The 11,898-nt window shown below is 60.1% G+C and carries 12 protein-coding genes and 1 pseudogene; 4 read left to right on the forward strand and 9 right to left on the reverse strand.

Annotated features, from left to right (window positions below; translation table 11 throughout):
* Nucleotides 1–20: 20 nt before the first annotated feature.
* From V6L81_RS23315 to V6L81_RS23355, 9 genes are all read right to left on the reverse strand, one after another.
* Nucleotides 21–800, reverse strand: a complete 780-nt coding sequence (locus tag V6L81_RS23315) for an ABC transporter permease (RefSeq protein WP_095020661.1) — start codon at nucleotides 798–800, stop codon at nucleotides 21–23.
* Nucleotides 801–802: 2 nt separating this feature from the next.
* Nucleotides 803–1,669: an ABC transporter ATP-binding protein gene (locus V6L81_RS23320; RefSeq protein WP_338660376.1), complete on the reverse strand. Its 867-nt coding sequence runs from the start codon at nucleotides 1,667–1,669 to the stop codon at nucleotides 803–805.
* Complete coding sequence (locus V6L81_RS23325) at nucleotides 1,669–2,700, reverse strand: ABC transporter substrate-binding protein (protein WP_095002509.1); 1,032 nt, start codon at nucleotides 2,698–2,700, stop codon at nucleotides 1,669–1,671. The genes V6L81_RS23320 and V6L81_RS23325 overlap by 1 nt, the downstream gene beginning before the upstream one ends.
* A gap of 83 nt (nucleotides 2,701–2,783) precedes the next feature.
* Entirely contained in the window at nucleotides 2,784–4,115 is a 1,332-nt protein-coding gene (locus tag V6L81_RS23330) for an LLM class flavin-dependent oxidoreductase (RefSeq protein ID WP_095002508.1), read from the reverse strand.
* Nucleotides 4,116–4,146: 31 nt separating this feature from the next.
* Nucleotides 4,147–4,911 carry an ABC transporter ATP-binding protein gene (locus V6L81_RS23335; RefSeq protein WP_095002507.1) on the reverse strand — a complete coding sequence of 255 codons (765 nt, stop codon included), beginning with the start codon at nucleotides 4,909–4,911 and terminating at the stop codon, nucleotides 4,147–4,149.
* 25 nt (nucleotides 4,912–4,936) lie between these two features.
* Entirely contained in the window at nucleotides 4,937–5,725 is a 789-nt protein-coding gene (locus tag V6L81_RS23340; protein WP_338660377.1) for an ABC transporter permease, read from the reverse strand.
* Nucleotides 5,722–6,624, reverse strand: a complete 903-nt coding sequence (locus tag V6L81_RS23345) for an ABC transporter permease (RefSeq protein ID WP_130872483.1) — start codon at nucleotides 6,622–6,624, stop codon at nucleotides 5,722–5,724. The genes V6L81_RS23340 and V6L81_RS23345 overlap by 4 nt, the downstream gene beginning before the upstream one ends.
* An 80-nt stretch (nucleotides 6,625–6,704) precedes the next feature.
* A complete protein-coding gene (locus tag V6L81_RS23350) occupies nucleotides 6,705–7,799 on the reverse strand; it encodes an ABC transporter substrate-binding protein (RefSeq protein WP_095002504.1) in 1,095 nt (364 codons plus the stop codon).
* A 36-nt stretch (nucleotides 7,800–7,835) separates the two neighbouring features.
* On the reverse strand, nucleotides 7,836–8,747 hold the full coding sequence (locus tag V6L81_RS23355) for a TauD/TfdA family dioxygenase (protein WP_095002503.1): 912 nt from the start codon (nucleotides 8,745–8,747) through the stop codon (nucleotides 7,836–7,838).
* Between the two features lie 505 nt (nucleotides 8,748–9,252).
* On the opposite strand from V6L81_RS23355, the gene V6L81_RS23360 reads away from it, so the two are divergent.
* The 4 genes and pseudogenes from V6L81_RS23360 to V6L81_RS23375 all read left to right on the forward strand — a co-directional run bounded on the left by V6L81_RS23360 (nucleotide 9,253) and on the right by V6L81_RS23375 (nucleotide 11,699).
* Nucleotides 9,253–9,492, forward strand: a complete 240-nt coding sequence (locus tag V6L81_RS23360) for a type II toxin-antitoxin system RelB/DinJ family antitoxin (protein ID WP_095002587.1) — start codon at nucleotides 9,253–9,255, stop codon at nucleotides 9,490–9,492.
* Nucleotides 9,482–9,774 (forward strand): annotated as a pseudogene (locus V6L81_RS23365) (type II toxin-antitoxin system RelE/ParE family toxin). Before V6L81_RS23360 ends, V6L81_RS23365 begins: the two are co-directional and overlap by 11 nt.
* A 123-nt stretch (nucleotides 9,775–9,897) precedes the next feature.
* On the forward strand, nucleotides 9,898–11,109 hold the full coding sequence (locus V6L81_RS23370) for a CmpA/NrtA family ABC transporter substrate-binding protein (RefSeq protein ID WP_095020657.1): 1,212 nt from the start codon (nucleotides 9,898–9,900) through the stop codon (nucleotides 11,107–11,109).
* A gap of 14 nt (nucleotides 11,110–11,123) precedes the next feature.
* A complete protein-coding gene (locus V6L81_RS23375) occupies nucleotides 11,124–11,699 on the forward strand; it encodes an ANTAR domain-containing response regulator (protein ID WP_019827366.1) in 576 nt (191 codons plus the stop codon).
* Nucleotides 11,700–11,898 lie beyond the last annotated feature (199 nt).

Genomic DNA, 11,898 nt, shown 5'->3' on the forward strand with positions numbered 1-11,898 from the left:
CCACCACTGCTGCCAGCCACCTAACCACCGTGGCGCAAGCCCCGGCGCCAGTAGGTAAAGCGCCGTTCCAGCAAGGCCAGCAAAAAGTTGAGCAGCAAACCCACCACCGCCAGCAGCAAAATGCCTGCGTACATGCTGGGAATCTGGAACACCTCCTGGGAGTTCAGCGTGAGGAAGCCCAACCCGGAATGAGCACCAATCATCTCGGCAGCCACCAGTGCCGTGATGCAATACGCCCCCGCCAGACGAATCCCGGTAAAGATCGACGGCGACGCCGCCGGCAGCACTATTTTGGTAAACAGAAACCAGCGGTTCGCGCCCATCGACAGCGCCGAGTTGATCAGCAACCCGTCGACCTGCTTAACGCCGCTGATGGTACTCAACAGGATCGGCCAGAACGACGCCCAGAAAATGATCGCGATTTTCGACAGTTCACCGATACCCAGAAACAGAATAAACACCGGAAACAATGCCAGCGCCGAGGTCTGGCGGAAGAACTGCAACAACGGATCAAGCACATGTTCGACCCGTGCAAACCAGCCCATTATCAACCCCAGGCTGACACCGCAGGCAATCGCCAGCAGCAGTCCGGCAAAGGAACGAAACAGGCTGGCCTGCAAGTGCTTGATCAGATCGCCACTGCTGGCCAGGTCCAGCACCGCACCCAGCACCGCCGATGGCGGGCTCAGGTAGCCGGGGTTGACCACGCCCAATTGCGGCAAGGCCTCCCAGAGGGCGAGGAACAGGACGATACCCACCGAGCTGTCGATCACCCGTCGTGAAGTCAATTTAAAGCCCATGTTTACACTCCAATCCGATAACCACCCAGGGTCGCGATGCTCTGCCAGTTCTGAGGCACTGGCAGAGCAACGGGCTCACGGGCCACGTCTGTGACCTCGTCGCGCAGGGCTTCCCAGGCACGCTGGCGGTAGTGCACAAAGGCCTGGGTATTACGCAATTCCGGCTGGCGCGGGCGCGGCAGGTCGATGTCGAAGATCTCCTTGATCCGCCCCGGGCGCTGGGTCATCACCGCCACCCGGTCCGACAGGAAAATCGCCTCATCCAGGCTGTGGGTAATAAACACGATGGTTTTTTTGTGCGTATCCCAAATGCGCAGCAACTCACTCTGCAGGGTCTCGCGGGTTTGCGCGTCGAGGGCGGCGAAAGGTTCGTCCATCAGCAGCACATCCGGGTTGTAGGCCAGCGAGCGGGCAATCGCTACGCGCTGGCGCATGCCGCCGGACAACTCGTGAGGGTAGCGCGAGGCGAAGCCATTGAGGCCCACCAGCTCCAGGTATTCGCGGGCAGTTTCCAGCCGCCGGGCCTTGGCCACCCCGCGGATCTCCAGGCCCACGGCAATGTTGTCGAGCACCGTGCGCCAGGGCAGCAATGCATAGCCCTGGAACACAACACCCTGGTTACGGTTGATGCCCTGCAGGGGCCGGCCATCGACCAGAAGGTCGCCGCCGGTCTTGTGCGCAAGCCCTGCAAGGATATTCATAAAGGTCGACTTGCCGCAGCCCGAAGGCCCGAGGATGGACAGGAACTCGCCCTCGCGTACCTGCAGGTCAAACCCCTCCAGCACGGGCACCCGCTCCTCTCGCCCCGCTTCATTCAAGGCCCGGTACTCCATGCTCAGGTCACGGGCGACGATCTTGTGTTCCGGCATCAGGCATGCCCCCGGGCGAACGGGTTGAAGTCGTTGGTGTAGACATCCTTGACCCCTATCGAACCTTTTTTGATCTTGCCTTCGTTTTCAAGAATGTCGATGTAGTACTGAATCGGCGGCTCGGTCACTACCAGGTCATCGACATAGGCAAAGCGCTCCACCAGCTCGAGCTTCATGCCGATGCGCTCGGAGGTGATTTTGCGCGCGTCGTCGGGGTTGGCATTGACCCAGTTGGCCGCGCGGGCGATCGCGTTTACAACGTCGCGGGTAGCCTCCGGGTTCTCGCGGCTGAACTTGCCATACACACTGTAGGGCGCCATGCCGCCCAATCCGCCATCCAGATCGTAGTCGCTCCACAGCTTGCGTAATGCCGGGTTGTGCTCGGCACCGCCGGACGATGGCGGATGAATGATTGCAATGTCGATATTGCCGGTGGCCAGGGTCTGCTCGGCCTGGTTGTCCGGCACCACCACCCAGTTGATCTTGTCGACATTGACGCCCTGCTCGCGCAGGTATTTTTTGGTGACAAATTCGGCGCAGGCGCCAAAGCTGTTGAAGCCTACGGTCTTGCCTTCCAGGTCTTTGGGCTTGACGATGCCGGAGTCGTCGCGCACGAAGTATTTCATGTGCGGAGCTTCTTGCAGGGTCTTGCCGCCGGCGGCCACCACCTTGAGGTCAAGACCACTGGCGATGGCTGAAATCACCAGCGGTACCATGCGCGCGCCGAAGTCTATTTCGCCGGTGCCGGTCAATGGAATGATCTGGGGCGCGGCAATACGGCCGATGTACTTGGGCCGTGCCCGCGAGCCTTCGAAATAGCCGAGGGAGTCGGCGACATAGACCAGATCGAATGAGGGGTTGTCGGGGTATTTGAAGTCCACCACCTGATCGGCGCGGCTCTTGATCACGGCGGCGCTTTTAGCGCCGCTGTCCTTTTTTTCGCAGCCGGGCAGCAGAATGCCCGCAGCGCCGACCGCACCCAATACCGCGCAACTACGCAGGAATGCTCTTCTGTTGTTGATCGGGTTCATGCCCGCTCCTTGTGGGTTTTGAATTGTGGGAGCGAGCCTGCTCGCGAAGGCATCAAGGCTCGCTCCCACTAGGGTGGGGGGAGTCAGGCGGTTTTCAGGGTGTAGCGCGACTCCGGGCGAGTCAGGCCGTAGTGTTCGCGCAAGGTGCTGCCCGCATATTCACTGCGGAACAAGCCGCGCTGGCGCAAGATCGGCAGCACTTCGTCGAGGAACACGTCAAAACCATCGGGGAATGCCGGCGGCATCACGTTGAAACCATCCGCCGCACCGCTGCGGAACCACTGCTCAATCAAGTCGGCAATCTGCACCGGGGTACCCACCGGCACCCAATGCCCGCGCGCCCCCGCCAGGCGGTTGATCAGCTGGCGCAAGGTGACGTTTTCGCGGTCGACAATATCGATGATCAGCTTGAAGCGGCTGGACTGGCTTTCGACGCCTTCGAAGTTGATCAGATGGCGCGGAAACGGGGCGTCCAGATCCTGACCCGACAAGTCCACACCCAACATGCGCCGCAATTGGCCCAGGGACACGTGGGGCAATACCAGTTCATTGAGTTCATCAAACTTGCGCTGCGCTTCGGCTTCGGTGCTGGCGATATACGGGCTGATGCCCGGAAGAATTTTCAGCTGGCGCGGGTCGCGGCCCACGGCTTTCGCCCGGGCGCGGATGTCATTGGCAAATTCCGTGGCGCTTTGCAGCGTCTGGTGCGCGGTAAAGATGGCTTCAGCATGCCTGGCGGCAAAATCACGACCATCCTCGGATGAGCCGGCCTGCACCTGCACCGGTCGCCCCTGGGGCGAACGCGGCGAGTTCAGCGGGCCCTTGACCTTGTAGTAAGCGCCGACGTGGTTGATCGAGTGCACCTTGCCGCTGTCGGCAAATACCCCGGCGGTTTTATCCAGCACCAGCGCATCGTCTTCCCAGCTGTCCCACAGGTCACCGACCACCTGTACGAACTCTTCGGCCTGGGCGTAGCGATCATGGGCCGAAGGGTGTTCATCAAGCCCAAAGTTGGCCGCTGCGGCAGCCATTGACGTGGTGACAATGTTCCAGCCCGCACGGCCCTTGCTCAGGTGATCCAGCGCGCTGAACGAACGCGCCAGGTTGTAAGGTTCGCTGTAGGTGGTGCTGGCCGTGGCAATCAGGCCGATGCGCTGGGTAACCGCCGCAATGGCTGCCAGCCAGGTCACCGGCTCGAAGCGGATGCGCAGGCCTTCGCGGCCGCTTTCGGCCAGTGACGGCGAGTCGGCAAAGAAAATCGCATCGAGCTTTTCGCGCTCGGCGCGTAACGCCAGCTGCTGGTAGTAGCCAATGTCCATTGACGACTCCGGCACTGACTGCGGGTGGCGCCAGGCGGCTTCGTGATGGCCGTTGGGGTAGATAAACAGGTTGAGGCTGAGCTGACGTTCGGACATGTTCTGTTCTCTGAAATCAGGTGGCAGGGGTTCAATGCAATTCGGCGAAGTCACTCAGCACGTCGTCGCGCAGGGCGATAAAGCGGCTGTCACTGCGGTTGCGCGGGCGCGGCAGGTCGATATCGAGGATGCGCCGGATACGCCCGGGGTTGGGCTGCATGACCACCACGCGATCACCGAGAAACACAGCCTCATCCACATCGTGGGTCACCAGGATCATGGTGATTTTTTCCTTGGCCCAGATGTTTTGCAGCTCGCCCTGCAAGCGCGCCCGGGTCAGAGCATCGAGGGCGCCAAGGGGTTCGTCGAGCAACAGCACGCTGGGGCGGTTGACCAGCCCCCGGGCAATCGCCACACGCTGGGCCATGCCGCCGGAAATCTGGTGCGGGTAGGCGTCGATAAAGTCCTGCAGGCCCACCAGTTCGATATGTTCGCGCACGGTGTCGCGCTTTTCCTTTGTGCTCAGCGGCGAGTTTTTCAGCGCCACGGCAACGTTCTGTTCAACGTTGAGCCAGGGGAACAAACGGTGATCCTGAAACACGATGCCGCGCTCCAGCCCCGTGCCGTCGATGGGCTGGCCATTGAGCAGGATGCGCCCCTCGTACTCCTCGTCCAGGCCCAGAATCAGGCGCAGCAGGGTGGACTTGCCGCAACCGCTGGCACCGACGATGCTGATAAATTCGCCGGGAGCGATATCCAGCTGGATATTGTCCAGCACTTGCAACTGGCTGCTGCTACCGGGGCGCGAAGCAAAGCGCTTGCTGATGTTTTCCAGGGTCAGGCTGTTATTGAGCATGCTGCAATCCTTTTGAAAGTGCCGATTAACGCGGTTCAATGCCGTACAGGCGTTGCATGCGTCGCTCAAAAATTCGGGCCAGGGCATTGAGGCTCCAGCCCACCAGGCCGATGACCACCATGCCGAACAGCACCAGGTCCATCATGAAATGCTCGCTGCCATCGATCAGCGTGTTGCCGATGCCCTCCCCCGACACCAGCAGATATTCGGCGCCGATGGTCGCCAGCCACGAGTACACCAGCGCCAGATACAGCCCGGTGAAAATCGAGGGCAAGGCGGCGGGCAGCATGACTCCGACGATGGTCTGCCAACGGCTGAAGCGGTAGACCCGCGCCACTTCCAGCAGGTTGGGCGGCACATTGCGCAGGCCGTCGCAGGTATTGACCACCACCGGCACCAGGGCCGCCAGTGACAAAAACACCACCTTGGCCACATCGCCCAGGCCGAACCACACCGAGATCAGCGGGATCCAGGCGAACAGCGAAATCTGTTTGAAGGTGTTGAAGCTCGGGCCTACCAAACGCTCGAAATAGTGCGACAGGCCCAGCAGGCAACCCAGCACCAGGCCCAGGGCGGTGCCGATAAAAAAGCCGCTCAGGTTGCGCGTCAGGCTGGCGCTGATGGCCCGCCAGAACTTGCCCGAAGCGATCTGGTCCCAGGCCGTGGCCGCCACTTTCTCCGGTGAAACCAGCAGCCCGGACTGGCTCCAGCCCAAATGCGAAGCCAGCCACCACAGGGCGACGGCACTGATCGGCAACACCCAGCCGCGATAGCGACGGCTGCAGCCATGACTGATAGCCAATGCGCTGCTCATGACAGGCGCCCCGCTACCGATGCGCGGCCACGATTAAGGCGGCGCTCGGCATAATCAAAACCACGGTCGATCACCAGGCCGATCGCCCCGACCACCACCACGGCGGCCATCACCAGATCCAGCTGGAACAGTTGGCGACCATAGACAATCAGGTAACCCAGCCCTTCGCTCGACGCCACCAGCTCAACCACTACCAGCGACAGCCAGGCCTTGGTGAAGCCCAGGCGCAGGCCGGTAAACAGGGTCGGGATAGCCGCCGGCAACACGATAAACACCACACTTTGCCAGCGGCTGAAACCATAGGCCCGCCCTGCTTCCAGCAAGCCCTTGGGCGCCTGGTGGAAAGCCTGCAAGGTGCACAGGGTGATCGGCACCATCGCCGCCTTGGCAATCAGCACGTACTTGAGCGGCTCGCCGATGCCGAACAGCAACAAGGCAAACGGCAACCAGCCCAAGACCGGGATTTGCACAATGGCATTGAAGGTGGGCAGCAGATAATCCTCGACGGTTTTCGACAACCCCATCGCCAGCCCCAGCGCCACACCGATAGCGCCCCCCAGGGCAAACCCGACGACTACCCGCTGCAGGCTGGCGGCAGCATTTATCCACAGGTCGCCAGAAGCAAAGAGATCCGACAGGGTTTCGTAAACATAGGCTGGCGGCGGCAAGACCTGCTCTGACAGCCAGCCCTGCTCAACCCCCAGATACCACAGGCCCAGCAGGGTCAGCGGCAAGAGCCAGGGCAAGCTCCGGTCACCCAGGGTCGTGGCCCAGGCCGAGGTGCGCGGCACTTCGACCTTGCGTACCGGGCGTGCCGGGGCCGGTGGCAAACGCTTGACGTTGCCCTTGGGTAGCGCCGGTGCGTACTGCTGCGGTATGACGGTCTGTGCCCTGGCCATATTCCTGGCTCCTTTGTTGCTACTACAAAAAACGGATTCCCTGTGGGCTCCCACAGGGGTATCCCCATAAGGGTATGCAGCTACTTGCCCGCTACCGCATTGCCGGCGGGCTGTTTGCCATCCACGCCATAGGCCGTCCAGAAGCTCTCCAAGCCCTTGGCTTTCAACGCGGTCTGCAAATAGTTCGGCTCAAACCAGCCTTCGATACTCACCGGGCGGCGGATCAGCTTTTCGTCCTTGGCCTGCTCTGCCACTGCCTGGTAGCGACTCACCAGAAAGGTGTCGATCAGCGGCGAATTCCGGTCCCGCAAACTGACCCCGGTAAAGTCGGCGCGCAGTGAGTCCACCGGGTCGTTGCTCTTGGCCCACTCGCTGAACACCTCATCACGATGGCTGTCTTCGGACGCCCATTTCGCCGCATCCACCAGGGTATCGACGACTTTTTGCACATTGCCCGGGTGCTCTTTTTCATAGGCACCGCGCACCACCAAGGCGGTCTGACGGGTGTAGCGCACATCCTGGGCAGGGTTGTCGTAAACGATGTCGATCAGGCCCTTGTCACGCAGCTTGAACAGCTCACGACCACCGAAGGCCGCATCCACGCCATTGGAAACCAGGGCTGCCTGGGTACTGCCGGCATCGAGGTTGATCACCTTGATATCGCGCTCGCTCATGCCGTGCGCTGCCAGCAGGTTGATCGACACCAGATGACCGTTGGTGCCGCGAAACACCGCGACCTTCTTGCCTTTGAGGTCTTCGATGGTCTTGATGTCAGAGCCCTTTGGCACCGCCAGATACAGGTTGGCCCGCACCCCCAGTGCTGCCAGCAGTTTGGTGTCCAGCCCGTTGGAGCGCCCGACCACCGCCGGCAGATCACCCTGATAGGCGAAGTCCAGCTGCTGGTTGGACAACGCTTCGTTGACCGCAGGGCCAGCGCCTTTGAAGAAGAACCACTGCACCTCGGTGCCGGTACCGGCGAAGGCTTTTTCCAGCAGTTGCTGGTTGCGCACGATGCCCAGCGGCGAGCCACTGAACGTGACCGGATCACCGCCACCGGCGCTCGCCACACCGACGCGCAACACATCGGCCTCGGCCAGCGGAACAGCCATGACCGCCGCCAGCACGGCGGCAATGCGGGTCTTGCGCAACAGGGCATTTACTTTGAATGTGGCCATGGGCAGGTCTTCCTTGAAGCAATAAGGCGCGGCCCGTCAGGCGGCGAGGTGTTTTTTGTCGGCTTCGGTTTTCGGCGAGCGGGTGTCCGGGGTCGGCTTGAGCGCCTGGCTCAGGCGGCCGTCGACACCCACCGGCACATCGCCGTCGATGGTGGTGCGACGTACGATGCGCGGGGCATCGCCGTAGTCGTTGATCGCAATATGCTGGGTGGCGCGGTTATCCCAGATCACCACATCACCTTCCTGCCAGCGCCAGCGCACGGTGTTGTCGACATGGGTAATGCGGTCATGGAACAGGCGAATCAGTTGCTTGGAATCGTTGCTGCTCACACCCTGAATATCTTTGACAAAGTGGCCCAGCAACAAACTTCTTTCCCCCGATTCCGGGTGAACGCGAACCAGCGGATGTTCAGTTTCATAAACTTCGGCAGTGAACTGTTCGCGATAGCGCTTGAGACCGGACTCATCGGTACCGCGAGGCGTCGCATAGTCATAAACATTGGTGTGCAGGGCGCGCAAGTTGTCCGCAAGTTGCTTTAACGGCTCGGGTAAATCGTTATAAGCCGATGCGGTATTGGCCCACACTGTATCGCCGCCATAGGGTGGAATGACCACACCGCGCAAGATGGAGATTTTCGGGTAATTGGCCACAAAGGTCACATCGGTATGCCAGGAGTTGGCGCGGGTTTCCTTGGCGTCCAGGTGCAGGATGGCGGAACTTTGCTCGGCAGAGCGCACGGTCGGGTGGGGCACCTGATCACCGAAGCGGCGGGAAAATGCTTCGTGCTCGGCGTCGCTTAAATGCTGGTCGCGAAAGAACAGGACTTTATATTTCAACAAGGCCTGATGAATAAACTCGAATGTTTCGCCACTGATATCACCGCCCAGTTTTACGCCTTCAAGTTGTGCACCAATTCGACCCGCTACGGGTTTTACTTGAATAGTCATCGCCCCACTCCTGCTTCACGAGTTGTTGTGAACAGATCATAAAGGCATAAAAACTCGGGCAGCCAATCACTTTTTAGTCTAACGATAGATGAGCAGTTTTATAGAACATGTCCGGTGTTAGCGGCGTTAAAGGGTTATAAACTTTTCAGTTGTAAGTTAATAACCCTTTCAATTATTCACCTGTTTGCCTGGCTCGCGCATAACCGCTTTACGACGTGGCAACCGGCCATTGAGCAGCGGTGGAGCGAGACTCTTCCCCGATTTGGACAGGCGCAAGCGAGCGGAATTACGCTCGGATGTTTCACGGGAATGAAAGCGAATCGTCGTACGAATCACCTGATTATCTCTAGCTAGGCTCACAGAACTGACCACCCTTCTTTGGTTTGGTGGCTTAAATTCAGGAGCGCATATGAACAACGCAGAACACTTAACCGCCCAATGGCACTTGCAAAAGAAACGGGCAGAGGTCAGCGTAATGACAAACGTCATTACACGAGTCAAAGCCATGGCCTCCATCAACATTCGCATTGACGATGAACTCAAAGCCCGCGCTTACCAGGAACTTGAGCGCCTGGGTGTCACCCCCTCTGAACTGGTCCGCCAGGCATTTCAGTACGTAGCCGAACGCGGCCAACTGCCCTTTCGCCCCATGCTGGTAACCGAAGAAGACGAAGCCCTCATCAACACTGTGCGCGAACGCCTGGCGGCACCACAAAGGGTCAAGGTAACACTGGATGACCTTTGATCTTGAGTTTGAGTTTGACCAGCGCGCACTCAAGGAATGGCACAAGCTCGCAGACCGGTCAGGCAGCAATTCAAGAGCAAACTGTCAGAGGTGTTGCTCAACCCCCGCGTTGAAGCCAACCGGCTGCGCAAGCTGCCCGATTGCTACAAAATCAAGTTACGCAGCGCGGGTTACCGACTGATCTATCAGGTCATTGATCAAGAGGTTGTGGTGTTCGTCGTCGCCGTTGACAAGCGCGAACACGAGACCGCGTATCGCAAGGCGCAAGACCGCTTGAAGTAAGCCACCCCATTAAAGGCAAGCGCAAATCCAAAGCCCTGTAAAATCCAGGTTTTCAACTGGGTCAACACCTCTGGCATATGCCTTGCACCCTCGCAGTATGCTTTTGCCAAGGTGCTGCCTCCCATGAACGAATCACTCGCCGGGCCTCTGGCCTGGGTCAACGGCAGCGATGCCCCGGAAAAAACCGAAATCAATCTCGGTTTTATGGCCCTCAGCGATTGTGCCTCGGTGGTGGTGGCCGCCACTCAAGGGTTCGCCCAGCCCTTCGGGCTGACGCTGAACCTCAAGCGCCAGTCGTCCTGGGCCAGCCTGCGGGACAATCTGGTGAACGGCCAGCTCGACGCCGCCCACAGCCTCTACGGGCTGATCTACGCCGTGCACCTGGGCATTGGCGGCGTGGCGGCCACCGACATGAGCGTACTCATGGGGCTTAACCAAAACGGCCAGAGCCTCAACCTCTCCCACGGTTTGCAGGCCCTGGGCGTGACCCGTCCTGAGGCGCTGCAACAACACGTGCACCAAAGTCGATCGAAACTGACCTTCGCCCAGACTTTTCCCACGGGCACTCATGCCATGTGGCTGTATTACTGGCTGGCGAGTCAGGGCATTCATCCGCTGCAAGACGTCAACAGCGTAGTGGTACCACCGCAACAGATGGTTGCGCACTTGCTGGCAGGTCGCATTGACGGCTTTTGCGTCGGCGAGCCTTGGGCCGACAGCGCGGTCAAACAAAATATGGGGTTCACCCTCACCACTACTCAGGCCCTGTGGCCCGACCACCCGGAGAAGGTCCTCGGCTGCACCCGCGCGTTTGTCGAGCAATACCCCAATACCGCCCGGGCGCTGGTGATGGCAATTCTCGAAGCCAGCCGTTTTATCGAACAAAATCACGAAAACCGTCGCAGTACCGCACAATTGCTGAGCGCCCCCGAGTACCTGAATGCACCCGTAGAGTGCATCGCGCCGCGCCTCCTCGGCGACTACAACGACGGCCTGGGCAAGCACTGGCAAGACCCGCACGCCCTGCGTTTTTATGGTGACGGCGAGGTCAACCTGCCGTACCTGTCCGATGGCATGTGGTTTATGACCCAGTTCCGCCGCTGGGGCTTGCTGCGCGAAGACCCGGACTACCTCGGTGTTGCCCGTCAGGTTCAGCAATTGGCCCTGTACCGCGACGCGGCCAACGCCGTTAACGTGCCGGCAGGTGCCGCAAACATGCGCAGCAGCCAGTTGCTCGATGGCAAGGTGTGGGACGGCTCGGATCCCGCAGGCTATGCCCGAAGCTTTGCGCTGCATGCCATGAGCACCCGCGCTCCTCTTGCTGCCCGTCGTTGACCGGAGCCACCCCCATGCTGCGTATCTTGCTGATCAACGACACGGCGAAAAAAGTCGGCCGCCTGAAAGCCGCGCTGAGTGAAGCCGGATTTGAGGTAATCGATGAGTCGGGCCTGACCATCGACCTGCCTGCTCGCGTCGAAACGGTGCGCCCGGACGTGATCCTGATCGATACCGAGTCGCCAAGCCGCGATGTGATGGAGCAAGTGGTGTTGGTGTCTAGGGACCAACCACGACCGATTGTCATGTTCACCGACGAGCACGACCCAGGCGTGATGCGTCAGGCGATCAAGTCAGGGGTTAGCGCCTACATTGTCGAAGGCATTCACGCACAGCGCTTGCAGCCAATTCTCGATGTGGCCATGGCTCGCTTCGAGAGCGACCAGGCCCTGCGCGCCCAACTGCATGCCCGCGACCAGCAACTGGCCGAGCGCAAGCGCATCGAACTGGCCAAGGGTCTGCTGATGAAGATGAAAAGCTGCAACGAAGAAGAGGCTTACACCCTGATGCGCCGCCAGGCCATGAGCCGCCAACAAAAACTGATACAGGTGGCGGAACAGATCATAGCCATGAGTGAGCTTCTGGGTTGACCCATGATCCTCCTCAATTGGCACAGTTTTCGCTAAGCAATCCTTACCGGTAACCAACGGCGGTTGCCCCATCTACGACAGAGACGTCGCTCCCCTGATTCGCCCATGGCGGATCCGGCAGCGGCGTTTTTTCGTTTTGGCCCCAGCGACCGGGGCCGGTGGTGCGGCCGTTACGGCGCCCCATCGCAACTCTTCTTCT

Origin of the sequence: Pseudomonas bubulae (assembly GCF_037023725.1) — a bacterium.
Lineage (GTDB): Bacteria > Pseudomonadota > Gammaproteobacteria > Pseudomonadales > Pseudomonadaceae > Aquipseudomonas > Aquipseudomonas bubulae.